This is a genomic window from Arthrobacter sp. H41 (assembly GCF_000520535.1).
GTDB lineage: Bacteria > Actinomycetota > Actinomycetes > Actinomycetales > Micrococcaceae > Arthrobacter_D.
This window is the reverse complement of record NZ_KI914819.1, coordinates 30,219-53,811: the sequence shown is the minus strand read 5'-3', so window position 1 is coordinate 53,811 and position 23,593 is coordinate 30,219. Positions and strand designations below refer to the sequence as shown.

Annotated in this window: 21 protein-coding genes; 10 read left to right on the top strand and 11 right to left on the bottom strand. The window is 67.1% G+C overall.

Annotated features, from left to right (window positions below; genetic code table 11):
* The coding region (locus Y705_RS19950) for an aspartate aminotransferase family protein (RefSeq protein ID WP_081738055.1) at nucleotides 1-1,177 on the bottom strand (1,177 nt) is incomplete at its 3' end.
* Nucleotides 1,178-1,416: 239 nt separating this feature from the next.
* Between Y705_RS19950 and Y705_RS0113195 the strand changes: the two genes are divergently transcribed.
* The 4 genes from Y705_RS0113195 to Y705_RS0113180 all read left to right on the top strand — a co-directional run bounded on the left by Y705_RS0113195 (nucleotide 1,417) and on the right by Y705_RS0113180 (nucleotide 7,010).
* Nucleotides 1,417-3,426: a putative bifunctional diguanylate cyclase/phosphodiesterase gene (locus tag Y705_RS0113195; protein WP_026533195.1), complete on the top strand. Its 2,010-nt coding sequence runs from the start codon at nucleotides 1,417-1,419 to the stop codon at nucleotides 3,424-3,426.
* Nucleotides 3,427-3,462: 36 nt separating this feature from the next.
* Nucleotides 3,463-4,659: an AI-2E family transporter gene (locus Y705_RS19945; protein ID WP_081738054.1), complete on the top strand. Its 1,197-nt coding sequence runs from the start codon at nucleotides 3,463-3,465 to the stop codon at nucleotides 4,657-4,659.
* Between the two features lie 85 nt (nucleotides 4,660-4,744).
* Nucleotides 4,745-5,734 carry a D-2-hydroxyacid dehydrogenase gene (locus Y705_RS0113185; protein WP_026533194.1) on the top strand — a complete coding sequence of 330 codons (990 nt, stop codon included), beginning with the start codon at nucleotides 4,745-4,747 and terminating at the stop codon, nucleotides 5,732-5,734.
* Nucleotides 5,735-5,777: 43 nt separating this feature from the next.
* On the top strand, nucleotides 5,778-7,010 hold the full coding sequence (locus Y705_RS0113180) for a glycosyltransferase 87 family protein (RefSeq protein WP_049822746.1): 1,233 nt from the start codon (nucleotides 5,778-5,780) through the stop codon (nucleotides 7,008-7,010).
* Nucleotides 7,011-7,070: 60 nt separating this feature from the next.
* On the opposite strand, the gene Y705_RS0113175 is transcribed toward Y705_RS0113180, so the two are convergent.
* The 3 genes from Y705_RS0113175 to Y705_RS0113165 all read right to left on the bottom strand — a co-directional run bounded on the left by Y705_RS0113175 (nucleotide 7,071) and on the right by Y705_RS0113165 (nucleotide 11,313).
* On the bottom strand, nucleotides 7,071-7,916 hold the full coding sequence (locus Y705_RS0113175; protein WP_026533192.1) for an SDR family oxidoreductase: 846 nt from the start codon (nucleotides 7,914-7,916) through the stop codon (nucleotides 7,071-7,073).
* An 84-nt stretch (nucleotides 7,917-8,000) separates the two neighbouring features.
* The gene (gene glsA, locus Y705_RS0113170; protein ID WP_026533191.1) at nucleotides 8,001-9,815 is read right to left on the bottom strand and encodes a glutaminase A; all 1,815 of its coding nucleotides are present in this window, start codon (nucleotides 9,813-9,815) and stop codon (nucleotides 8,001-8,003) included.
* Nucleotides 9,816-9,867: 52 nt separating this feature from the next.
* A complete protein-coding gene (locus tag Y705_RS0113165) occupies nucleotides 9,868-11,313 on the bottom strand; it encodes an APC family permease (protein WP_026533190.1) in 1,446 nt (481 codons plus the stop codon).
* 185 nt (nucleotides 11,314-11,498) lie between these two features.
* Here Y705_RS0113165 and Y705_RS0113160 point away from each other — a divergent pair, with 185 nt between their 5' ends.
* Nucleotides 11,499-12,158, top strand: coding sequence for a pentapeptide repeat-containing protein (locus Y705_RS0113160; RefSeq protein ID WP_026533189.1), 660 nt, complete (start codon nucleotides 11,499-11,501; stop codon nucleotides 12,156-12,158).
* A 72-nt stretch (nucleotides 12,159-12,230) separates the two neighbouring features.
* Here Y705_RS0113160 and Y705_RS19940 read toward each other — a convergent pair whose 3' ends face one another.
* Both Y705_RS19940 and Y705_RS19935 read right to left on the bottom strand, forming a co-directional pair.
* Nucleotides 12,231-13,187: a CPBP family intramembrane glutamic endopeptidase gene (locus tag Y705_RS19940; RefSeq protein ID WP_049822745.1), complete on the bottom strand. Its 957-nt coding sequence runs from the start codon at nucleotides 13,185-13,187 to the stop codon at nucleotides 12,231-12,233.
* Nucleotides 13,188-13,209: 22 nt separating this feature from the next.
* Nucleotides 13,210-13,932, bottom strand: coding sequence for a YoaK family protein (locus tag Y705_RS19935; protein ID WP_081738053.1), 723 nt, complete (start codon nucleotides 13,930-13,932; stop codon nucleotides 13,210-13,212).
* Nucleotides 13,933-14,039: 107 nt separating this feature from the next.
* On the opposite strand from Y705_RS19935, the gene Y705_RS0113145 reads away from it, so the two are divergent.
* Together Y705_RS0113145 and Y705_RS19930 are read left to right on the top strand one after the other, a co-directional pair.
* Nucleotides 14,040-15,848: a gamma-glutamyltransferase family protein gene (locus tag Y705_RS0113145; RefSeq protein ID WP_026533188.1), complete on the top strand. Its 1,809-nt coding sequence runs from the start codon at nucleotides 14,040-14,042 to the stop codon at nucleotides 15,846-15,848.
* Nucleotides 15,832-16,584 (top strand): GntR family transcriptional regulator, encoded by a 753-nt coding sequence (locus Y705_RS19930; protein WP_049822743.1) that lies wholly within the window; start codon nucleotides 15,832-15,834, stop codon nucleotides 16,582-16,584. The genes Y705_RS0113145 and Y705_RS19930 overlap by 17 nt, the downstream gene beginning before the upstream one ends.
* 21 nt (nucleotides 16,585-16,605) lie before the next feature.
* Here Y705_RS19930 and Y705_RS0113135 read toward each other — a convergent pair whose 3' ends face one another.
* The 5 genes from Y705_RS0113135 to Y705_RS0113110 all read right to left on the bottom strand — a co-directional run bounded on the left by Y705_RS0113135 (nucleotide 16,606) and on the right by Y705_RS0113110 (nucleotide 20,559).
* Complete coding sequence (locus Y705_RS0113135; RefSeq protein ID WP_081738052.1) at nucleotides 16,606-17,076, bottom strand: phospholipase D-like domain-containing protein; 471 nt, start codon at nucleotides 17,074-17,076, stop codon at nucleotides 16,606-16,608.
* A 120-nt stretch (nucleotides 17,077-17,196) separates the two neighbouring features.
* A complete protein-coding gene (locus Y705_RS0113125; RefSeq protein ID WP_049822742.1) occupies nucleotides 17,197-18,453 on the bottom strand; it encodes a phospholipase D-like domain-containing protein in 1,257 nt (418 codons plus the stop codon).
* Nucleotides 18,454-18,482: 29 nt separating this feature from the next.
* Nucleotides 18,483-19,226 (bottom strand): MBL fold metallo-hydrolase, encoded by a 744-nt coding sequence (locus Y705_RS0113120; protein ID WP_026533184.1) that lies wholly within the window; start codon nucleotides 19,224-19,226, stop codon nucleotides 18,483-18,485.
* Between the two features lie 70 nt (nucleotides 19,227-19,296).
* Nucleotides 19,297-20,046 carry an SOS response-associated peptidase gene (locus Y705_RS19925; protein WP_049822741.1) on the bottom strand — a complete coding sequence of 250 codons (750 nt, stop codon included), beginning with the start codon at nucleotides 20,044-20,046 and terminating at the stop codon, nucleotides 19,297-19,299.
* 105 nt (nucleotides 20,047-20,151) lie between these two features.
* Complete coding sequence (locus tag Y705_RS0113110) at nucleotides 20,152-20,559, bottom strand: hypothetical protein (protein WP_216698797.1); 408 nt, start codon at nucleotides 20,557-20,559, stop codon at nucleotides 20,152-20,154.
* A gap of 321 nt (nucleotides 20,560-20,880) precedes the next feature.
* Between Y705_RS0113110 and Y705_RS0113105 the strand changes: the two genes are divergently transcribed.
* The 3 genes from Y705_RS0113105 to Y705_RS19915 all read left to right on the top strand — a co-directional run.
* Nucleotides 20,881-21,522: an ABC transporter permease gene (locus Y705_RS0113105; protein WP_026533182.1), complete on the top strand. Its 642-nt coding sequence runs from the start codon at nucleotides 20,881-20,883 to the stop codon at nucleotides 21,520-21,522.
* Between the two features lie 61 nt (nucleotides 21,523-21,583).
* Nucleotides 21,584-22,801, top strand: coding sequence for an ABC transporter ATP-binding protein (locus tag Y705_RS19920; RefSeq protein WP_253908626.1), 1,218 nt, complete (start codon nucleotides 21,584-21,586; stop codon nucleotides 22,799-22,801).
* Nucleotides 22,794-23,593: ABC transporter permease (locus Y705_RS19915; RefSeq protein WP_081738050.1), on the top strand; the 800-nt coding region annotated here is incomplete at its 3' end. The genes Y705_RS19920 and Y705_RS19915, both read left to right, overlap by 8 nt.

Below are 23,593 nucleotides of genomic sequence, written 5' to 3'. Positions count from 1 at the left end.
GCGTGGCGTGGTTCCGGACGAGTTCGACGGCCCAGAAAGCGCCCAGGCCCCGTACTTCACCCACCGAGGGATGCTTTGCGGCAAGCTCCGCCAGGCCCGGGCCGAAGACCTCGCGGCCGAGCCTCGCTGCGTGCTCGACCATTCCCTCCTCCCGCATGACGCGAATGGTGGCCACTGCGGTGGCGGTGGCCAGCGGGTGGCCCGAGTACGTCAGGCCACCGGGATACACGCGCTTGGCGAAGGTGGCGGCGATCTCGTTGGAGATCGCCACCCCTCCCAGCGGCACGTAACCCGACGTGACGCCCTTCGCGAAGGCGATGAGGTCGGGAACCACATGAAAGTGGTTGAAGGCGAACCACTCGCCGGTCCGGCCGAAACCCGCCATGACCTCATCGGCCACGAACATAATCCCGTACTTCGTGGCGAGCTCCCGGACGCCTTCGAGGTACCCGGGAGGTGGGAGCATGATGCCGGCCGTCCCCGGCACGGATTCGAGGATGATCGCCGCGAACTTGGTGGCGCCCTCCAGCAGGATCACCTGTTCGAGGTGCTCCAGGGCGCGCGCGGTCTCCTCCTCCGGCGTCGTCGAATGGAAGTAGGAGCGGTACAGGTAGGGCGGGAAGAAGTGGACCACGCCGGCATCGCCGTAGTCGTTCGCGATGCGCCGGGGGTCGCCCGTGAGGTTCACCGAGAGGTGCGTGCCACCGTGGTAGGAGCGGTGCGCGGACAGCACCTTGTAACGCCCGGTGTGCAGGCGGGCCATGCGGATGGCATGTTCCACCGCCTCGGTTCCCCCATTGGTGAAGAACACCTTGTCCATGCCCGACGGCGTCAGTTCCGAGATCAGGCGGGCCGCCTCCGAGCGGGCATCGTTCACATGCTGCGGCGCTATGGTGCAGAGCTTCGCGGCCTGCTGCTGGATGGCGGCCACCACAGCGGGGTGCTGGTGGCCGATATTCGTGAAGACGAGCTGCGAGGAGAAATCGAGCAGCCGGTTGCCGTCGATGTCCCACACCCACGAGCCCTCCGCCTTGGTGATGGTCATCGGGTGGATGAGCTCCTGCGCCGACCAGGAGTGGAACACGTGCTGCCGGTCCAGTTCGTAGGCCCGGCGTCCGTCGGCAAGGTCCTCCTGGCTGGGGCCGTTCGCTACCGGCACATCGGTGGAGATACTCATGGTTCGTCCTTCCAAACTGGGTCCCGTGCGCTATTCCTACCTACTGTGCCATGGAAGTTTGCCACCTCCGCGGCGAATTCCGTGCGACCGGAGCATTGACGATCCGGCCGCGCGATTAACGGCTAGCATTCCAGTTAGATCCGTGGCTGCCTGCGGGGGACTTCCCCCGGCGGCCCGGTGTATTCGAAGGGGATTCCGCCATCGAGCTGCGCTCAGCACCGCGCTTCGCGGATGCCGCATTGCCGAACGACCTGCTCATGCAGGCCATGGCTGCCACGTCGGAAATCTCCCTCATCACCGACGCCCAGCAGAACATCCTCCATGTCGCCGATTCGTTCATCACCATCACCGGGTACGGCCGCGACGAGGCACTGGGCAGGAACTGCCGGATGCTGCAGGGTCCCGGGACCAATCCTGAAACCACGGCGGCCATCCGCCGGGCGCTGGTGGCGGGCGAGGATTTCAGCGGCGAGATCCTGAACTACCGCAAGGACGGCTCGGCCTTCTGGAATGCCCTGCGGATCACCCCGCTGCGCTCGGGGAACGGCGTTCTCACGCACTTCGTCAGCGTCCAGCGGGACATCAATACGCGGATGGCGCTGCTCGAGCAGTTGCGGTTCCAGGCCCTTCACGACCAGGTGACCGGGCTGCCCAATCGGATCGCCATGGGTAACCGGTTCGATGAGCTTTTTCATGCCGGCGCCCATCCCGAGGTGACCTCGGCGGTCGGCGTCATCGACCTCGACGATTTCCGGGCCGTGAACAACACGCATGGCCACGAAACGGGGGATGCCCTGCTCAAGGAGTGGGCGGCCCGGCTCCAGGGGCGCCTGCGGGACGAGGACTTCCTGGGCCGGATGGGCGGTGACGAGTTCGTTCTCATCCTCAAGGATGTGGTGCGGGAAACCGCGCACGTCGACCTTCCGCGGATCCTGGAGCGACTCCACGAGGCGGTGGAATCTCCATTCCTCGTCAACGGGGAAAGTGTTCGAATCGGGATGAGCCTGGGCGTCGCACTCTTCCCCGAGGATGGCCTGGATGCGTCATCACTGCTGAAAAGTGCCGATGAGGCGCTGTACGACGTGAAGACCCGCAAGCGGAAGCGGGACCTCTGGTGGGAGATGGCAGGGGACGTCCCTGCGGCTGGAGGCGCCGTCGTGGATTCGCTGCTGCACGAGCCGCTGAAGAAGAGCCTCAGGGACTCGGTGGTGCCGTTGGACGAGTACCGGTTGGCACTCCTGGATGACCGCCTCGAGATGCATGTGCAGCCGGTGATCGATCTCCGCGATGGTTCCGTTCGACTGGTCGAAGCACTGGCACGCCTGCGGCTCCCGGACGGCCGCCTCACGTGTCCCGACGAATTCCTGGCGCATCTCGGTCCCTCTGACGTCGACCACCTCTTCACCGCGATTCTGGAGAAGGCGCTCGCCCAGCTGGCGGCCTGGGATCTGCAGGGGCTCTCCCTCGACATCTCGGTCAACCTGCCACCGGCAACGCTGCTCGAACCGGGCCTTGCCGTGCAGGTCGAGCAGGCGCTCGACCGCCACGGCATCGTCCCCTCGCGGCTCGGCCTGGAGTTGCTCGAGTCCGAGACACTCGAATGGGAGTGCCAGCGGCATGCGCTGCAGGAGCTCACCGGGCTGGGTGTGGGCGTTTCGATGGATGACCTCGGGGCCGGTTACAGCAGCCTCAAAAGGCTTTCGTCCCTGCCCTTCAAGGCGATCAAGCTGGACCGCGACCTGTTGGCAGGGATCCGGCACAAGCCCCCGGAAACCCTGAGCCTCATCGCGACGCTGATCCAGATGGGCAGGGACTTCCGGATGACCGTCGTCGTCGAAGGCCTAGAGGACGAGGGCGTGACGGAAGCCGCCGCGATCCTCGGCGCCACGCTCGGGCAGGGTTACTACTTCAGCAGGCCGATGCCCGCGGCGGACGCCGCCGCCTGGGTCGCACACTTCGGGTATCCGCTTCGAGCGCACTCCTTCCGCACCCACCTCGGTGCCCTGGCCTATCACTGGCAGTTCGCCCGCCTCGGCTCACCCCATCCGCGCACGGTGGCGGATTGTCCGCTCACCGCCTTCCTCTCGCGGATGAATCCGCCCGCCGACGTCGAGCGGTGGCACGCCCAGCAGCACGACGCGCGCGCCATGCACCCGGGAGCGGGGCGTCTGCTGGTGGATTGGTTCGTGCACCGGATCCGCGAGGACACGGCGGCGGCAGATCTGCTCGCGGGCGGCACGGCGCCCTGACTGTGCACACCGTGCCATCTAGGGCAGGATGAATCGGTGACGACCCATCAGATGAACGACGACGGCCACCGCGCGCCCGAGGGACTCCCCGGCACCGAGTTGCCCTCGCCGCACGGTGCCACGGCTGCCCGGCGGTTCCGGCGGCACGCATTCGCCTCCGGACTGACCAGTGCCGCCGCGTGGACAGCACGCGGCATCGTGGTCCTCGCCGGGCTGGTGATCCTGTGGCTCGTGATCCGTGCGCTGTGGTCGATAGTGCTTCCAGCACTTTTCGCACTGCTGCTCGCCTCGGTGCTCTGGCCCCTCAACCGGATGGTCCGGAAGGCGCTGCCGAGGGCGCTCGCCGCACTCGGAACGCTCCTGGCCTTTCTCGCCGTCGTCGGCGGGATCGGGGCGCTCACCGTCCCCACCATCGCTTCCGGGGTGCGGGAGCTCACCGCGCTGGCGCGGGAGAACCTTGCCGACCTCACCGGATTCATCACCGGTCCGCCGTTCAATCTCGTGGATGCCGACCTCAACACCGTGTTCGACGCCGTCCTCGAGCAGGCGCGCGTTCACACGGGAGACATCGTCAGCGGTATCACCACGGGGCTCGGTACGCTCACCTCGGGCACGATCGTGCTCCTCCTCACCCTCGTCTTCACATTTTTCTGCCTCAAGGACGGCGACCGTTTCCTGCCCTGGACCAGTCAGTGGACCACCTCGGATGCCTTCGGGCACGCCGCCCGCGTGGCCGAGCGGTCCTGGCAGGCGCTGTCCTCCTACATCATGGCGCAGGCCGCGGTGGCGCTCGTGGATGCGATCTTCATCGGAATCGGCCTCGTGGTGCTCGACATCCCGCTGGCCATCCCGCTGGCCGTCCTCATCTTCTTCGCGGCTTTCATCCCGGTGGTCGGCGCCATCGCCTCCGGGCTCCTGGCGACAGTCATCGCCTTCCTCGCCCACGGCTGGGTGACGGCGCTGATCGTCCTGGTGATCGTCGTGGTGGTTCAACAACTCGAGAGCAACTTCATCCAGCCGCTGCTGGTCGGCAAGACCCTCGAAATCCACCCCACGGTGATCCTCGCTTCGGTAACGGCAGGTGGAACCCTCTTCGGCATCGTCGGGGCTTTCCTCGCCGTGCCTGCCACGGCGGTGGGGATCGTGGTGCTGCGCTACCTGAGGGACATGTCCCTGGAGCGGCGGCCCCAGCTGCCCCACGAGAACCTGGCGCCGGAGCCCCTGCCCGAATGAGTGGAACCGGAAGGAGTGGAAACCGTATGAGTGGAACCGGAAGGAGTGGAAACCGTATGAGCGACGCCCGATGGAGCGGACCGGGATGAGCAGTCCTCGAAGGCCGGTGGTGACCGTCCTGGTGGGGAACCGGCCGGTGGAGGGCCTCGACCGGGTGGCAGCCCTCGCCGAAATCCGCGAGACCGACGCCGACGGACTCGCCTCGGCCCTTCCCGGCTCGGACGTGCTGTACCTGTGGGACTTCTTCTCCGGAGCGCTTCCCGATGCCTGGCATGCGGCGGACTCACTCACGTGGATCCACGTGGCCGCGGCAGGGGTGGACAAGCTCCTCTTCCCCGAGCTCGTGACCGCTGACATCACAGTGACCAATGCGCACGGAGTCTTCGACCGGACCATGGCGGAGTACGTGCTCGCCGCCCTGCTGTTCTCGGCCAAGGATCTGGGCGGGACGCGCGACCACCAGGCGCAGCGCGTCTGGGGCAGGCGGACCGTCCGCAATATCGGCGGTGCCGCCGTCCTGGTCGTCGGTACCGGCAGCATCGGCCGGAGCACTGCCCGGCTCCTCCGCGCAGTTGGAGCCGATGTCGAAGGCGTGGGCCGCGTGGCGCGTGCCGGTGACCCGGATTTCGGCACGGTCCACGCCAGCGGCGATCTCGCCGCCGTCGTCGGACGCTTCGACTACGTGGTGCTCGTTGCTCCACTGACCCCCGCCACCGACGGGATGGTCAACGCCCGGGTACTCGGGGCGATGAAACCGTCGAGCGTGCTCATCAATGTGGGCCGGGGACGGCTGGTCGAGGAGGAGGCCCTCGTCCACGAGCTGAAGCGCGGCGGAATCGCGGGAGCCGTGCTGGACACCTTCAGCACCGAGCCGCTCCCCGTCGACAGCCCGCTCTGGGGCATGCGGCAGGTATTGATCTCGCCGCACATGGCGAGCGACGCCGACTCGTGGGTCGCCGACCTCGCAGCCCAGTTCGAGAGGAATTTCCTGGCCTGGCACGCCGGTGAACCGCTCGCCGGCGTGGTGGACAAGGCTCTCGGGTACGTGCCGTTCGCGCTGGAGGACCCGACCTGAAAGACTGAGCGCTGCCGTCACCCACCAACAGCAGGAGCGATTCGTGGCCACCCGTCTGCCCGAACCGGAGATCCGGAACCGTGCCTCCACGGTCTGGATCTTCTTTGCAGTCATCCACGTCGGCTTCCTCGCACGGCTCCTTCCGTTCATCACCAGCGGGGGAGTGCTCAGCGACATCCGGTTGTACCGGGAGTGGGCGTACCAGGCATTGAACGACGGCGTGTGGCAGGGCATCGACACGGCCTGGGTCTACCCCGTGGGCGCACTGGTGCCGATGCTCCTCGCCACCGTATTCGGCCCGCAGCTCTACCAGCTCGCCTGGTTCCTTCTTTTCGGCGTGCTCAATGCCGTTGGTGTGGCGGCGCTCGTCCGCACCCGCTCGGAGCATCGTTTCACGGCGGCCTACTGGTGGCTGGCCGCGACGGCCCTGTTGGGCCCGGTGGCCGTCGGGCGGCTGGACGGGCTCACCGCCCCGCTGGTGATCGGAGGCATCCTGCTCCTCGGAACCAGACCGGTGGCAGCGTCGCTCATCCTCAGCGCGGCGACCTGGGTGAAGGTGTGGCCCGCCGCCGTGGTCCTCGCTGCCGTCGTGGCCCTGCGGAGCCGGGTTCGGATCGTGCTCGCCGGAGCGGCGTTGTCGGCCGGCGTCGCCGCCGTGGTGGTGTTCTTCGGCGACCTCCGGAACCTCACGAGCTTCCTCGGCGCGCAGGGCGCCCGCGGGATGCAGCTCGAGGCTCCGCTCAGCACGCCCGGCGTGTGGCAGGCGATCACCGGCAGCTCGGGTGCTGTGATCTTCGAGGACGAAGAGATCAACACCATGGAGGTGCGGGGCGCCCTGAGCGCCCAGGTGGCAGCATTGATGAGTCCGCTCCTGGCCGTTGCCCTGGTGCTGACCGCAGCGCTCGTGGCCTTCGCGCTCCGCCGCGGCGCTCCGCCGGAAAGGGTCCTCGCCACCGGTTCCCTCGCCCTTGTCACCACGCTCGTGGTCTTCAACAAGGTGGGCTCACCCCAGTTCATGCTGTGGATCGCCGCAGTGATCGCGGCGGGCCTGGTGCTCGACGCAGGAGCGGACTGGAAATTTCCCGTCGTCGCGATGCTTGTCACGGCAGGCCTGACCACGCTTGTCTACCCCATTTTCTACGACGCGCTCCGCTATGACCTGAGCCCCGCCATCGCCGCCGTCCTCACCCTCCGGAACCTCCTGGTGATCGGCATCTTCGGATGGTCGCTGGTGCGGCTAATGCGCCTCGGTTCACGGAGCCGTGTTTCCCCATGATGCCGCTTCGCTAGCCGTGCCGCTTCGCTAGCCGTGCCGCTTCGCTAGCCGTGCCGCACGCTAGCCGTGCCGCACGCTGCGGCCCGCCAACACCGACCGGTACCCCTCGCGATATGTAGGAAAGGCGAAGTCGAAGCCGGTGGAGCGCAGCAGGGTGCTGTCGCAGCGCTTGTCCCCGCCGCGCGTCGTGCTGGTCCGACCCATCGGTGGTTCCGGCAGGCCGAGTTCCTGCGCAAGGAACAGCAGCACTTCTCCGAGGTCCACGGGCAGTAGGTCGCTGCCGAGGTAGATGGGCGCCACCGGCCCGTCCAGCGAGGCCAGATGTACGATCGCTGCCGCGGCATCGTCGCGGTGGATGCGGTTGCTCCACTGCGGTTCCGCCGGCCGGACCGCCGTCCCGCTGGTGACCTGGTCGATCAGCCGGGTGCGGCCAGGCCCGTAGATGCCCGAAAGTCTCAGGACCAAGCCGGCCGGGGACCGCGCGAGCAGCAGCTGCTCCGCCTCCCGCACCATCCTTCCCGTGGGTGAGGCCGGTTCGGCCGGAGTGTCCTCGCTGACGCTGCCCCCGCCTGCATCCCCATAAACAGCGGTCGAGGAGACGAAAAGAATCCGGACGGGCTCTCCGCCGTCACGCTCGAGTGCGTCCAGCACGTTCGCCGTGCCATCGACGTAGGCGGCACGGTACGCGGCCTCCGTGCGCTCTCCCGCAGCGGTTGCGATCACCACCACCGTGGTGTCCTGTGGAATGGTGGGAAGCGACCCGGTGAGGTCGGCTTCAACACCCTCGATCTGGTGCGGTAGCCTGCCCGGCGAACGGCGCCACCCCACCACGCGGTGCCCAGCCGCGGCGAATCGCAACCCGGCCTCGGTGCCGAGGTCACCGCACCCTGCAATCAGAACCGTCATGTTCCCATCCCCTGTCCTTGCGAGCTGCCCGGCCCTGCTCCTGTTTGTTGTCGGGCGAAATGAGCCGACGGGATAAGACACTGTCTAGTCCCGGATCCTCACTGCTGTCTCCCGGAGGTACAGATCCACGCGGGTGTACGCGTCGCGGGTCAGCGCCTTCCACAGCTCGACGGCGAGGCGCGGGTCCTCGTCCTCGATATCGTTGATGGCGTCGGCGGTCAGCACCTTGAGCCTCACCTTGCCAAGCGCCTTCACCGTGGTCTCCTGGCGGTCGTCGCTTCCGAGGGCCAGTTCCCCGAAGGTCATTCCCGCGCTCAGCGTGGTCAGCTTCAGCCGTCCCCCGGAGGGGCCGGGCACCGAGGTGACGATCTTGCCGGACAGGATGAAATACACCCCGCCGAAACGCTGCCCGACCCGGCGCACCACGTGGCCGTCGTCGTACACGCGGTCCTCCATGCGCTCCGCCAACTGCTCCACCTCGCTGTCGCTGAGCGGCGACAACGCGGGGCACTGGCTCACCTCCACCTCCGACGGCAGACACAGTTCATCGCCGAACTCGGTGATCAGTTCGTTCTCGCACCATTCCACCGCGGCCGTGCGGGAATCGAAGGTCGGCACGTCCCGGTCCACGTCCTTGAAGGTCTCGGCGAGGGTGCCCTCACCATCGATCAGGACCAGTTCGCGGCCCTCACGGACCAGGTTCTCCCGCACTTCCGCGAGCAGGCGCATCGACACATCGGCCACTTCGTCCACGCGCCGGAGGTCGAGGATGACGAGGCGGACGTCGTCGTCGAGGCCGCTGAGTTCGCGCACCATCGACTCGGTGCCCGCGAACAGGAGGTCGCCGTTGAGTTCGATGACCATCGCCCGGTGTCCATGTTCCCGCAGGATGTCCATGGCCTCGTCCGTGCGGCGGATGCCGGAGGGGGCGGCGGAGATGTCGTAGGTGGAGCGGATGGCGGACTTTCCCGCACGCGCGGCACGGACGAAGTGCAGCTCCATGTCCTGGGACAGCCGCTGGCTCGTGGCCATCCCGCGCACACTGCTGCCATGCTCGTCGAGGGGCGGGGAGTAGACGGCAAGGCCCACCTGGCCGGGAAGGACGGCGATCGTTCCGCCGCCCACGCCGCTCTTCGCCGGCATTCCGACGGTGCTGATCCACCAGCCGGCGTCGTCGTACATGCCGCACGTCGTCATCACGGAGAGCAGCCGCTCGACGGGCAGGATGTCCATCACCTGCTTGCCGGTGAGCGGATTGCGCCCGGCATTGGCGAGGGTCGCCGCCATGACGGAGAGGTCGAGGCAGTTCACCAGCACCGAGCACTGGCGGAAGTAGTCCTCGATCACGGGCGTGGGATCGTCCTCGATGATGTTGAACGAGCGCAGGAGGTAGGCGAGCGCGCGGTTGCGGTGCCCGTGTTCAAGCTCGGAGGTGAAGATCTCCTGGTTGACGCTCAACTGGCGGCCGGCGAACTCGGAGTAGGTGTTGAGGATGCGCTTGAACCTGGTGTTGCCGCGGGAACTCTGGACGAGCGACGTCGCAGTGAGGGCGCCCGCGTTGATCATCGCGTTCGAGGGCCGCCCGGTGCCCGGGGCAAGGGACATCTCATTGAAGGAATCCCCCGACGGCTCGACGTCCACCTTGGCGTCCACGGCGTCCATCCCGAGGTCCGAGAGCGCCAGGCCGTAGGTGAACGGCTTCGAGATGGACTGGATGCTGAACTCTTCGCGGGTGTCGCCGATCTCGTAGATGTACCCGTCCACCGTGGTGAGGCAGATGCCGAAGTTGTCGGGGTTCACGTTGGCCATGGCCGGGATGGTGCTGTAGGGCTTGCCGTCCCTCAGCTCGGAAATCTCCTCGTGAATGCGTTTCAGGTAGCTTTCGATCGGGGATTCCATGTTTTCCACCCTAGGGGATGCGCGCCGCTGCCCCTTTCCGGGCGTTCGGGTGCTAGCCCCGTTTTCTCGCCAGCGTTGCGAGCAACTGCTCCTCGGCATCAGCACCCGGAGCAATGCCGGTGGGGATGCGGAAGAGGAAGAACAATCCCAGCACCCACCACAGGCCGAAGAGGATCCACGGCGGGGGAGTGAGGGCGGCGGGCATGAACGGCAGGTACAGGCTGAGCAGTGCAACACAGAGGACGACGGCTGCCCACCCGATCACGGTGCCGCCGTTGCCGGCACCGCCTATCCGCAGGGGCCGTTCCATGCCGGGTTCGCGGCGGCGGAGGATCACGAACACGAGGGCCACGAGGATGTAGGCGAGGACGATGCTCGGTGCTCCGGAGTCGACGAGCCAGCCCAGCATCTGCGTTCCGAAGAACGGTGCGATGAAAGACAGCGCCCCAATGAAGAGCAAGGCGTTGACCGGGGTGCGGAACCGGGGGTGCAGCACGCCGAACCAGCGGGGGAGCATGCCCGAGCGTGCCATCGAGTACATGAGGCGTGAGGCGCCGAGCAGGAGCGAGTTCCAGGAGGTCAGGATGCCCGCGATACCGCCCGCGATGAGCACCTTGGCCATGATGTCCGAACCGAAGAGCGCTCCCATGGCGTCCGCGGTGGCGATGCCGTCCTCGGTGAAGCCGCCGGCGGGCATGGAGGACGACGTCGTGAGGATGGTCATGACGTACCAGATGGTCGCGAGCACCACGGCAACCACCACGAGCCGCCCTATCTGGCGGGCCGGGATGTTCACTTCCTCGGCCGACTGCGGGATGACGTCGAAACCGACGAACAGGAACGGCACCACCACGAGTACGGCGAAGTAGCCGCTCAGTCCGCCGGTGAAGAACGGTTCCATGTTCGCCGCCGAGCCTCCGGTGAACGAGCCGAGGACCAGGAGCAGCCCGATGAGCAGGAGGAAGACGACGACGAAGGTCTGTGCCGCGCTTGCGGCCTTGACGCCACGGATGTTGATGCCGGTGATGACGACGGCGGCGACCGCACCCACGAGCGCCCAGGTGAGGTGCACCTGGTCCTCACCCACCGTCCACAGGGGGATCTGACTGAGGTCGGGGAAGAGGTATTCGGCGGTGCGCGGGAGGGCGACGGCCTCGAAGGCCACGATCGTCACATAGCCGCCGGTGATGGCCCAGGATCCGATGAAGGACCACCGCGGTCCCATGCCGCGCAGCAGGAAGTTGTGCTCGCCGCCGGCCTTCGGCATGGCGGCCGTCAACTCGGCGTAGGTGAGCCCGACGACGCCCATGATCACACCGCCGGTCAGCATCGCGAGGACCGCGCCCAGGGTGCCGGCGCTCGTGATCCAGCCTCCCGTGAGGACCACCCATCCGAACCCGATCATGGCGCCGAATCCCAGGGCCAGTGCGTCCCAATTGCCGAGGACCCTGAGCAGGGACGTTTCCTCCTGGTGGTCCTGGCGGGGTGTCGTGGACATCGCGGTGCCTTCGGTTGCGGGGCGCCGGGGCACCCGGTGGGGCTGCCCGGACGGACAGGTTCCCGAGCATATCAACCGGGGGTGGCGATGCCGCCGTCGTACTCGGCTAGACTTGCGGACCGCCGTGCGTTTCCACGCCGTGCAGGCCTTGCAGAAGGCAGACCGACTCCGGAGAAGATGATCCCATGGCGCGCAGGAAGATCAATGCCCCCAGGCTCGAGAGGGTGGAACCGGCGAACCTCACGCCGGGTGATGCCGGGGCGCTGCGAAGCGGCGACACCTGCGAAGGCGAGCAGTACGTGCGGGCGAACCTCGACGACCGCGACCTCACCGGCGTTACGTTCCTTGAATGCTCCCTGGAGGCGGTGTCCATGAACAACGCCGAACTTCGCGGCGCACGGTTCCGTGAGTGCACCTTCACCGAGCTGTTCGCGCCGGTCTTCCGGGCCTCCCGCAGCGCCTGGCGCGACGTGGTCCTCGATGGCACACGGTGGGGATCCGCGGAACTCTATGACGGTGTGTTCGAATCGGTGCGCATCGACGGCGGGAAGCTGGACTTCGTCAATTTCCGCAGCTCGAAGCTCAGCGACGTTGTGGTGTCCGACTGCATCATCGGCGAGCTGGATCTGACCGGCGTCACCGGCAGCAGAATCGCCTTCGTTCGCTGCCGGATCGACACCCTGACCCTGTCCGACAGCCGCCTGCGCGACGTCGACCTCCGCACCAGTGACTTCCGTGCCATCAACGGAATGGAAGGCCTGCGGGGCGTCACGATCGACGAGTACCAGCTGAGCCTGCTCGCTCCCTACCTCGCGGAGAGCCTCGGCATTTCGGTGGCGGACTAGGGGAGGTGCCCTGCGGCCGCTGGAGGGGGATCAGCTCCGAACGGACGGTGCCCGTTGATCCGTGGTGGAGGACTAGGGGAGGTGCCCTGCGGGCAGCGGTGCAGGGGGTGCGGGCGGTTTCATCGGTGCCGGAGCTGTTGTCCTTACCCGCTCCAGACCTGCGGACAACCGCAGCACCACCGCGGCAAAGGCCGCCAGAGTCGCGACTGAAAGAACCAGTGCAGTCGCCGAGCCCTCCTGGGAATTGACGTCCACCAGCCCATACGCACCGAGCAGGAAGATGAGGCAGTTGTTGACGGCGTGCGCCGCAATGGCCGCCTCCAGCCCGCCGGTTCGCCAGGTGATCCAGCCGGCGAAGACGGCGAAGAACGCCACATCGGCCTGGCCCAGCGGGTCGTAGCCATGCCCCAGCACGAAGAACGGCACCGGGATGAGGATCGCGAAGGCCGGGTGTCGAAGCCAACTGCCGATCGTCTGCGCCAGGTAGCCGCGGAAGACATACTCCTCGGCCGCCGCCTGGAACGGCACCAGGAGCAGGGTCATCCCCACCAGCAGCGCGGTGCGGTCATCGACGGAGAGGCCGGAGCCCGCCGTCCCTCCCGAAAAAGCCGGTGGAAGGAGGAAGGAAATCCCAAAACTGAGCGCGTACACGGCGACGGCGGCTACGAGGCAGCGGCCCAGCCAACCCCAGCGGATGCGCGCGTGCACCGACGACAACAGCCCGATCGGACGCGGACCGGTGATGAGCGCCGCCAGGGCGAGCGCCGGGATCATCAGGATGATCAGGACCATCGAGAACGCGAAGACCAGAGGATCGGAGAGGTCGACGGTTGCCAGCCGGTCGCCATAAGAGGCCAGCCCTTCGTCGCCCTGCAGCACGACGATGATCCCGGCGAGGAAGAGTAGGACGATCAGGAAGATGTAGAACGCAAGGCCGAGGAGGCCGGTCAGCAGGGGCTTCCACCACCGGTAGCCGCTCCACGAGCGGTAAAGACGGTGGTAGTCGAAGGTTGCGGCTCCATGCTCCATCCCCCAACCGTAGTGCGCGGAATCAGGGTGCGGATACCGGATCCGCAGTGGAGGTCCGAAGTGCCTTCTTCTCCTTCCGGTGGCGCGTATGGCCGACGATCGTGACGAGGGATGACAGCAGGGCTGACAGTGCGATGCCCAGCCACAGGCCGACGTTCAGGGAGGCCGCTCCCACGAAGGCCCCCGCGAGGATGAGCGCAATAGCCGCGGCCCGGCGCGCCCAGAACGGACTCTTTCCACCGGCGAGCCGTGACTCCGACGCCAGGCCGGTGATGGTCGACGTGACCACGACCGTGGTGATCTCCGCAACCTTGAGCCGCTTAGCCGCAGCGGCCTGCACGCCCATGATCAGTGCGAGGCCCGACGTCGTGATGCTTCCCAGCACCTCCTCGGCGGTGACGTCGACGAATAGCACGTAGACGGCAAGGGCGGCGGCGATGAGTGAGACGGCGAGGAGCGTGATAGTGGTGCGTCCGGTCCATCCGACCGGCGCACGCCGTAACACCCGCCCGGCCAGTGCCGCCCCCACCATGAAGAACACGAGGGCGAGGGCGGGCCGCAGGATGGGGAGGTCGGCAGCGCCTGCAAAGCCCATGCCGAGCAGCACCACGTTGCCGGTCATATTGCCGGTGAAGACACGGTCCAGCCCGAGGAAGCCCACGGCGTCGACCACGCCGGTGGAAAAGGTCAGCGCTAGCATGAGCCATAGATGCAGGCGGTCGGTAGGAACGGATGACCTCGTCACAGTGGTTTCCTTTGATAACAGTATTGAATGCATCGTATACAAAGCCTAGTGTTGGACGTGCGATTGTATTCAATCGTGACACGGCTTCTTCTGCGAAAGTGGTTCCCATGACGTACACGCCCCCGGCACCCTTCACTACCCGTCCTACCCTCCAGGGCACGTTCGGCATGAGCGCCTCGACGCACTGGCTTGCAACGGCGTCGTCCCAGGCCGTGCTGGAGCGCGGCGGGAATGCCTTCGACGCCGCCGTGGCCGGTGCGTTCGTCCTGCATGTTGTGGAGCCCCACCTGAATGGGCCGGGAGGCGACATGACGGGAGTCTTCGCCACGGCGGAGAACCCGGGGGAGCCCGTGATCCTCATGGGCCAGGGGCCGGCCCCGGCCGGGGCAACACGGGAGCACTACCTCGCGGAGGGGCTCGAACTCGTCCCGGGTGCGGGAGCGCTCGCCGCAGCCGTTCCCGCCGCCGTCGACGCCTGGCTGGTCCTGCTGCGCGACCACGGTACGTGGGAACTGGGCGAGGTGCTCGCCTTCGCCATCGACTATGCCTGTGAAGGGCATCCGGTGCTCGGACGGGTGGGATCCACCATCGCCGCCGTCGCCGAACTGTTCACCGAGCACTGGCCCACCTCGGCCGCGCTGTGGATGCCCGAGGGCCGGCCGCCGCGCGAGAACGAGCTGATCCGCAACGAGGCCTACGCCGGAGTGCTGGACTCGCTCGTCGACGCCGGCAAGGACGCAACCACCCGGGAGGCCCGCATCGATGCCGCGCGACTCGAATGGCGCACGGGGCGGGTGGCGCAGGCCGCCGTCGCCTTTCTCCAGACGCCCCACCGCCACTCCTCCGGAACCGACCACGCCGGGGTGCTGTCGCTCGAGGATTTCGCGGGTTTCGAAGCCGGCTATGAGGCAGCCACCACGCTCGAGTTCCGCGGATACACCATCGCCAAGACCGGCCCGTGGGGCCAGGGGCCGGCGCTGCTGCAGACCCTTGCGATCCTCGACGGGTTCGACGACGAACACCTCGATCCCTCGACGGCGCTTGGCGCGCACACCATCCTCGAGGCGCAGAAACTGGCCATCGCGGACCGCGAGGCCTACTACGGCGACGCCGACGTCCCGATGGACTACCTGCTGTCACCCGGATACGCCGCCGAGCGCCGTGCACTGATCACCGATTCCGCCTCCTCCGAGTTCCGTCCGGGGACCGTCCCGGGACGGGAGCCCTTCATCCCGCCGCTCCGCCTCGAGTACACGCCGCCCGCGCTCGCCGGCGGCGCCGGGTTCGCAGGCGTAGGGGAGCCCACTGTCGCCAAGAACGGGGAGACCCGTGGGGACACGTGCCACATCGACGTCGTCGACCGGTGGGGCAACATGGTCTCGGCAACCCCGAGCGGTGGCTGGCTGCAATCCTCGCCCGCTGTTCCCGAACTCGGGTTCTGCCTCGGATCCCGCCTGCAGATGACGTGGCTCGAGGACGGCGCACCCTCCACCCTCCGCCCCGGCAAGCGGCCCCGTACCACGCTGACCCCCACCCTCGTCCTCAAGGACGGCCGGGCCGTGGTGGCCGTCGGATCCCCCGGCGGTGACCAGCAGGACCAGTGGCAGCTACTGTACCTGCTGCGCACCCTGGTGGGCGGCTACACGCCCCAGGAGGCCATCGACGCGCCTTCGCTCCATACGACGTCGATTCCCGGCTCGTTCTTCCCCCGGACCTGGGAACCGGCCGGAGCGGTGGTCGAGGACCGGTTGGGCGAGGACGTCATCGAGGAACTCGTCCGCCGCGGGCACGTGGTGACACGTTCGGGGGACTGGTCGCTCGGGCGGCTGTCCTCCGTGACCAGGGAGCCCTCATCCGGGCTCCTCACCGCTGCCGCGAATCCCCGGGGAGCGCAGGGTTATGCGGCCGGACGGTAGGTCACGCCCGGACGAGCTCCCGGCCGCCTCGCACCGCGTCAAGGATGAGATCCGCAGGGACATCATCTTCGGCGGACTGCTTCCGGGGACACGGGTGACGGAGGCTGCGCTTGCCCGGAAGTACTCGGTGTCCAGGGTGCCGGTGCGGGAAGCCCTGCGCGCCCTCGAGGCAGAGGGGTTCGTCGAGTCGAAGCCCTATGCCGGATCCACGGTGAGCGACATCCCTGCCGATGAGGCCGATGATCTGTTCCTCGTCCGTGAAGCGCTCGAGGCGGCGCTGGCCCGCCGCGCCGCGCGTCGTTCCTCCCGCCAGTTCACCGAGGACGAGCAGGGCGTCGAGTGGAGGAGGGTGCGGAAGGACCTCGCCCAGCTTCTCGATGAGGGCGACACGGTGGTGGCGGGGGAGGACCTGCAGCCGCTGCCCGAGCTGAACATCCGCTTCCATCTCGGCGTCGCGGAGCTCAGCGGGAGTGCGTCACTGATGGCGCTGCTCCGCCAGATCTCCGGCAAGATCGAGTGGCTCTACGCCACTGACGTGGACAATCGGGGCAAGCAATCCTGGTCGGAACACCGGCTTGTCCTGACTGCGATCGACGCCGGCGACGCCGCCGAGGCCGAGCGGCTCATGGCCCGCCATGTGAACCGGTCGCGGACCGGTTATCGGGACCGCTTCGCAGGAGGGGAGGAGCCCAGCGGCGAGGACCAGGAGACGGACGGGCTACAGGGCACGGGCTGACGCCGAGCGAAGGCGAGCTGTCTAGAGGAAAGGCCGCAGCGGCGCCAGGATGGCCTCGCTGACCCGTGCCACCAGGTGGCGGCTGTTCCACTCCTCGAGTGTCAGGGTGCGGGTGTTGGAGCTGTCGGTCTCGAAGATGCGCTCCATGGTCTCCGCGAGGTTCCGGTCGAAGATCTCGAGGTTGATCTCGTAGTTCCCGGTCAGGCTCAGCCGGTCGATGTTCGCCGTGCCCACGGTTGACCATTCGCCGTCGATGGTCGCGGTCTTCGCATGGATCATGGAGTTCTGGTACAGCAGCACGCGTACCTTCGCGTTCAGCAGCGCGGAGTAGAAACCCCGGGACAGCCAGTCCGACACCACGTGGTTGGAATCCTCGGGCAGGAGGACGCGCACGTCGACCCCCCGCCGGCTCGCCCGAAGGAGCGCGCCGAGGATCTGACTGCGATCGACGCCGGCGACGCCGCCGAGGCCGAGCGGCTCATGGCCCGCCATGTGAACCGGTCGCGGACCGGTTATCGGGACCGCTTCGCAGGAGGGGAGGAGCCCAGCGGCGAGGACCAGGAGACGGACGGGCTACAGGGCACGGGCTGACGCCGAGCGAAGGCGAGCTGTCTAGAGGAAAGGCCGCAGCGGCGCCAGGATGGCCTCGCTGACCCGTGCCACCAGGTGGCGGCTGTTCCACTCCTCGAGTGTCAGGGTGCGGGTGTTGGAGCTGTCGGTCTCGAAGATGCGCTCCATGGTCTCCGCGAGGTTCCGGTCGAAGATCTCGAGGTTGATCTCGTAGTTCCCGGTCAGGCTCAGCCGGTCGATGTTCGCCGTGCCCACGGTTGACCATTCGCCGTCGATGGTCGCGGTCTTCGCATGGATCATGGAGTTCTGGTACAGCAGCACGCGTACCTTCGCGTTCAGCAGCGCGGAGTAGAAACCCCGGGACAGCCAGTCCGACACCACGTGGTTGGAATCCTCGGGCAGGAGGACGCGCACGTCGACCCCCCGCCGGCTCGCCCGAAGGAGCGCGCCGAGGATCTGCTGATCCGGGATGAAGTACGCCGTGGTGATGTAGATGTGGTGCTTGGCGCGGTTGATGGCGTCGAGGTACACGCCGCGGATCGGGAACACGAGGTGGGCAGGGATGTTGTTCACTGCGCGGATGCGCGGTTCCCAGAAGTCGGCGCTGATGTCGGGGAGCTCCGGCCGCGCCGGATGGGCGCGCAGGTTCCAGAGGCCCACGAACGCCTCGCGCAGCTCCCACACCGACGGACCCCGGACGGCCAGGTGGGTGTCGCGCCACTTGGTCGCATACAGGGTCCCGATGTTGTAGCCGCCCACGAACCCGACGGTGTCATCGATGATGAGGAGCTTCCGGTGGTCGAACCCGGTGCCCCGGATATTGGTGAAGAGGATCGACGGGCGTATGACGGGGAACCGGTAGACCTGCACGAGGGGATGGAACCTGTAGAAGAACGGGTTGACGACGAGGTTGGCGAACCCGTCGTAGATCACGTAGACGTCCACGCCCCGCTCCGCGGCGCGGTTCACCGCGTCACGGAACCGTGCGCCGGTCTCGTCGCCCTTCCAGATGTAGGTTTCGAGCATCACCTGGTGTTCTGCCTTATCGATCGCGTCGATCATGGCGTTGTAGAGGTCCTCGCCGAACGTGTACACCGTGGTGGAACTGTCGGAGATGGTGTTCTCGAACGTTCCCGGCTGCGGGAAACCGTCGCGTCTGGTCCGCACGCGCTTCTCGAAGTAGTCGATCCCGACGAGGCCACCGATCACCAGCGCCTGCGCGGCGAACAGCGTCAGTGCGGCACGCTTCACCGTGGTGCGTGCTAGTCCCAGGGCCTGCTGGCGGTTCGGAATCTGCATGAGACGAGCCTAGCGCCCCCTTGACGGCGTCAGTGTCCCCCCACTGCCCGGGCCGCAGCGACGGCGGCGCCGACCCCCTGCGTCCACACGTTCCCATGGCCGGGAAGCACGGTCCGCGCCGACGTTTCCTCGAGTGCCTGGAGCGAGCGCAGGGCAGCGGGCGTGTCGGCGGTCGCGGCGCTGGCGATGATCTGCGGACCGGAGCGTCCGGTGTAGGGGTCCAGGGTGACCAGTGCATCGCCGCTGATCAGCGCATCGCGGTCCGGGAAGTACAGTGCGCAATGGCCCCTGGTGTGGCCGGGGGTGGGAACGAGGACCGCGCGGCCGGGAAGCGAGGCCGCCGCCTCGGCCGTGAGGGGCTCCAGTTCCTTCACGCCCCGAACGGTGAGCGCACCGGCGGCCGTCATCCGGGCGAGCCCGGGGATGGCCCGTGGATAGCGCAGCGGGTAGAGGAACGGGGTTCTCTCCCGCTGGTAGCGGTACGGGTGGGCGGCGATGTACGCATCGTCGGGGTGGCCGAAGACCGGAATGCCGTGGCGCTGCCGGAAATACTCCGCGGTGCCCACGTGGTCGAAGTGTCCGTGCGTCAGGACTACCGCGCGGACGTCGAGGATGCTCTTCCCGAGCGTGCCGAGAGCGCTGAAGATCTCGGAGCGCGCTCGCGGCAGTCCTGCGTCGACGAGGGTCAGCCCGGCGTCGTCCTCCACCAGATAGCAGTTGGTGTTTGCCTGCTCGATGCTGTGGATGCCGCTCGCAACGTCCTGCCGAAACATGGTTCTCCCCTCGATGGAATCCTCTGCAAAAGCAAAGCAGGCCGAGGGGTGGCGTGCAAGGAAAACAAGATCAGCCCTTGTTGCCGGTGGTCGCTATGCCTTCGACTGGCTCGAGAGGCTCGATCAGGTCGGGGCCGTTGTTCCGGACGGAACCCACCCGCCTTCCCACGAGGCGCGGTACCAGCGTGGGGTCCGGGATGCTGTCCAGCAGGTGCTTAACCTTCGGCTTCGAGGCATTCTTGGGGTCGAGCCACTCCCCGAAAAGGTTCGGGGGAACAATTACCGGGGTGCGGTCGTGGATGGAGCCGAGCGCATCGATTGCCGGACGCGTGATGATGGTGCACGTCATCAACCAGGAAGAGTCCCCGTCGGAGGGGGCGACCGGGTCCTTCCAGAACTCATAGAGTCCGGCGAATGCGAGGTGCGCCGACTCCGGCTCGGCAGAAAGGTAGACGGGAGTCTTCGAGCCGTCCGGGTTCTTCCGCCACTCGTAGTAGCCGTTGGCCGGCACCAGGCCCCGGTGCCTCAATGCCGCGGAGCGGAAGGACGGCTTCTCGAGAACGGTCTCGCTGCGGGCGTTGATCATGCGGGCCCCGACGGCCGGCGACTTGGCCCAGGACGGCACAAGGCCCCAGCGTGCCGTTTCCAGCCGACGGGTCAGTTCGCCGGTCTCCGGGTCGAGGTGCTCGACCACCAAGGAGACCGCATCCGTGGGTGCCACGTTCCAGGAGGCCCGGATGTCGTCGTCGGGTGCTTCATCGATGTCGAAAGCGGCGAGGAGATCGGCTTTCGAGCCGGCTATAACGAATCGTCCGCACATGCGTTGATTGTGCCGTAGATGGGGGCCGAAAAGCCACGCCGAGTCAGCGCGGGAAGACCGATGCCCGCCCTGCGCCCGCCTACCCGGGTGCAGGGCGGGCGGATGCTAGTTCTTCCGGTCCAGCAGCAGGCCGAGCCCGATGCCGAGCATCCAGATGTCCTTGGCGATGGCCGTGCCGTCCTGCGTGGGCCGGACACCGTCCTCCTCGGTCATGCCCGGCATCTTGAAGTACATGGCCATCATCCCGGAGGAGAACGCAGTGAGGGCGAGTCCCGCGAGGCGGCTCGGGACGAACGGTGTCAGGAGTGCGGCTCCCAGACCGATCTCGACCATCGAGATGATCTTGCCGAACTTCTCGGGCTCAAGCTGCGTGACCTGCGGGAACGCCGTCGATGCCATGCCCTGTATGCCTGCTGCGCTGTCCTTGTCCAAGCCTCGCTTGCCGAGCCCGGAGTTGAGGATGAAGGCTCCGGTGGTGAGCCGGAGCGGGATGTGGCTGAGTCGGATACCCATGATCGGTCCTTAGTCTTCGAGGGGGCAGCTGGGGGTGTTCGCTCCGAAAGCCTACGGGGGCACGCGCGGCACCGCCAGTCCTGCGCTGGCAGCCCCCATCCAGGGCGCAGGACTTACCTCTTTGCCCACCGCTTCCCGTAATCGCTGCGCATCCGATGGGCCATGCGCACTGGACAACGGCGTGCGGCCAACCGTTGCCGGTTCGTGACCATTCCGCAACATCAGCAGGCTTATGGTGGAGGTCCGTGTTTTGCCGCGGGCCCTCGGAAGTCGGCCTGCAGCGTCCACGGGCTACGTAACCGATGTGAAGAGGGTATGAATGTGTTTGATTTCGTAGGGGACAGGTTCAACCAGATCCTGTTCTCGAGCTGGCAACATTTCTCCCTCGTGGTGCAGTGCCTCATCCTCGCCACCATCCTTGCCGTCGTCACGGCCGCCCTCGTCTATCGCAGCAGTGCCCTGACCTCGGCCGCCAACAGTGTGTCGGCAATAGGCCTGACCATCCCGGCGTTCGCCCTGGTGGGGCTCCTGATCGCTCCCTTCGGATTCGGCGTGGTGCCGGCGGTGATCGTGGTGGTGTTCTTCGCCGTCCTGCCGATCCTCCGCAACGCCGTCGTCGGTCTCACCGGCATCGACCGCTCGGTGATCGAGGCCGCGCGCGGTATCGGTATGGGACGGTTCCGGACACTGACGCGGGTCGAACTACCCATGGCATGGCCCGTCATCCTGGCCGGGATCCGCGTATCGGCGCAGATGGTCATGGGAATCGCCGCCATCACCGCCTATGTCCTCGGCCCCGGACTCGGCGGCTTCATCTTTTCCGGGCTGTCCAGGCTCGGCGGCGCAAACTCCTTCGAATCGGTGGTGACCGGCATCGTCGCGGTCATCATCCTTGCCCTTGTCCTTGATCTGCTCCTCGTCGGCCTCGGCCGGCTCACTATCCCGCGAGGTATCCGTGTCTGACACCATTCCATCAACTGAAACGCCGGGCTCACCGGATCCGGCCAATCCCGGAAACGGGGGCATCACCGGTGCCGGCATCCTGCTCGACACCGTCACCAAGCGGTACGCCGGACAGCGCAAGGCCGCAGTGGACGGCCTCACCATGGAGATCCCGGCAGGAAAGATCGTGATGCTCGTGGGCCCTTCCGGCTGCGGCAAGACCACTACCCTGAAGATGATCAACCGGCTGATCGAACCGACCGAGGGACGCATCGTGCTCGACGGCGACGACGTCACCAAGATGGACGGTGACGCCCTCCGACGGCGTATCGGCTATGTCATCCAGGCCGGCGGTCTGTTTCCCCACATGACGGTCGCGACCAACATCAGCATCGTTCCCAAGATGCTCGGCTGGACCAAGGAACGCATCGCGGCACGTGTCGATGAGCTCCTCGAACTGGTGTCCCTCGATCCGGACCTCTACCGCGACCGGTACCCCAAGGAGCTTTCCGGGGGCCAGCAGCAGCGGGTGGGCGTTGCACGCGCACTCGCCGCGGACCCTCCCGTGCTGCTCATGGATGAGCCGTTCGGCGCAGTGGACCCGATCACGCGGCTCCGGTTGCAGGACGAGCTCATCAACATCCAGAACGAGCTGCAGAAAACCATCGTGTGCGTCACACATGACTTCGACGAGGCCGTGAAGCTGGGCGACTGGATCGCGATCTTCACCGAGGGGGCGCAGCTCGTGCAGTACGACACCCCGGAACGGATCCTCGCCGAACCCGCCAACGAGTTCGTCGAGAACTTCATCGGTGCAGGAGCAGGGCTCAAGCAGCTCACCCTGACGCGCGTCAACGAAGTGGAACTCGCCTCGGCGGTCACCGCTGAAGAGGGTCAGCTCGCGAGCGACGTCCTGTCCCGACTCGATGAGGCGCAGCATGACCACGCGGTGATCGTCGATTCGCGGGGACGCGCCATCCAGTGGCTGTCCCGGCGGCAGCTCGGCAGGATCGACACCATCAGCGGCGACCGCGACGCCAAACTCCCCCTCGTGGGGGACCGGGCAACCCTCAACGATGCGCTGGACACCATGCTGGTCTCCAGCGTCGGTGCTGCCCTGGTCACCGGACGACGCGATGTGTTCCTCGGAGTGATCGACGTCGACACGATCATGGATGCGATCGGTCGGGCACACCAGAACGCCCGGAGCGCCCACTCCAGCGAGCGGCCCGTCGGAGTGAACACGGGAACCATCGACCTGCCCGACGCCGGCACGGACGGGCGGCAGGCCGATGAGTGACGCCGAGGTGATCCCAGGGACCGCCGCACCGGCAGCCCGGAACGCCTCGGTCGAGGCCGAAGCAGCCAGGTTGTCCTGGAAACCGCTGCTGTTCCAGCTCGCGGGGATCGTCGTGGCAGGGCTCGTGTTGCTCTTCTGGCTGCTGAACGCGGACCTGACCGACACCGAAAGGACCACCCTCAGCCCCGATTCGATCCTGGGATACACCCGCGAGCATCTTGCGCTCACTGCGGTGTCCGCCGGAATCGTGCTGCTGATCGCCGTGCCGCTCGGGATACTCCTCACCCGCAAGCCGTTCCGTCCGCTCACCGGCCCCGTGCTGGCGTTGGCCAATATCGGCCAGGCCGCACCGGCCATCGGCCTCGTGGTGCTGCTGGCCTTCTGGCTGGGGTTCGGCTTCCTCGCAGCCGTCACCGCACTGGTGCTCTATGCCCTGCTGCCCGTCCTCCGCAACACCATGGTGGGCATCACCCAGGTGGACGAGCGCCTCGTCGAAGCGGGCCGCGGAATGGGGATGAGCTCGCTGTCGGTGCTGCTGCGGGTCGAGCTCCCGCTCGCGGTGCCCATCATGCTCGCCGGTATCCGCACGGCGCTCGTGCTCCTGGTCGGGACCGCGGCGCTTGCCACCTTCATCAACGGCGGCGGGCTCGGAATCCTCATCACCACCGGCGTCAACCTCAACCTGCCGCGCGTGCTCATTGCCGGAGCCGTGCTGGTGGCGCTCCTCGCACTGCTGATCGACTGGATCGGCCGCGTCGTCGAACATATCGCGCGCCCGAAAGGACTCTCATG

Bases quoted from the DNA above. Each gene is read 5' to 3' on its own strand.
- Y705_RS0113185 (WP_026533194.1), top strand. From the start codon at position 4,745: ATGAGCAGTCCTCGAAGGCCGGTGGTGACCGTCCTGGTGGGGAACCGG.
- Y705_RS0113145 (WP_026533188.1), top strand. From the start codon at position 14,040: ATGACGTACACGCCCCCGGCACCCTTCACTACCCGTCCTACCCTCCAG.
- Y705_RS0113120 (WP_026533184.1), bottom strand. From the start codon at position 19,226: ATGTTTCGGCAGGACGTTGCGAGCGGCATCCACAGCATCGAGCAGGCA.
- Y705_RS0113125 (WP_049822742.1), bottom strand. From the start codon at position 18,453: ATGCAGATTCCGAACCGCCAGCAGGCCCTGGGACTAGCACGCACCACG.
- Y705_RS0113135 (WP_081738052.1), bottom strand. From the start codon at position 17,076: ATGGCGGGCCATGAGCCGCTCGGCCTCGGCGGCGTCGCCGGCGTCGAT.
- Y705_RS0113110 (WP_216698797.1), bottom strand. From the start codon at position 20,559: ATGGGTATCCGACTCAGCCACATCCCGCTCCGGCTCACCACCGGAGCC.
- Y705_RS0113165 (WP_026533190.1), bottom strand. From the start codon at position 11,313: ATGTCCACGACACCCCGCCAGGACCACCAGGAGGAAACGTCCCTGCTC.
- Y705_RS19930 (WP_049822743.1), top strand. From the start codon at position 15,832: ATGCGGCCGGACGGTAGGTCACGCCCGGACGAGCTCCCGGCCGCCTCG.
- Y705_RS19940 (WP_049822745.1), bottom strand. From the start codon at position 13,187: ATGGAGCATGGAGCCGCAACCTTCGACTACCACCGTCTTTACCGCTCG.
- Y705_RS0113160 (WP_026533189.1), top strand. From the start codon at position 11,499: ATGGCGCGCAGGAAGATCAATGCCCCCAGGCTCGAGAGGGTGGAACCG.
- glsA (WP_026533191.1), bottom strand. From the start codon at position 9,815: ATGGAATCCCCGATCGAAAGCTACCTGAAACGCATTCACGAGGAGATT.
- Y705_RS0113175 (WP_026533192.1), bottom strand. From the start codon at position 7,916: ATGACGGTTCTGATTGCAGGGTGCGGTGACCTCGGCACCGAGGCCGGG.
- Y705_RS19925 (WP_049822741.1), bottom strand. From the start codon at position 20,046: ATGTGCGGACGATTCGTTATAGCCGGCTCGAAAGCCGATCTCCTCGCC.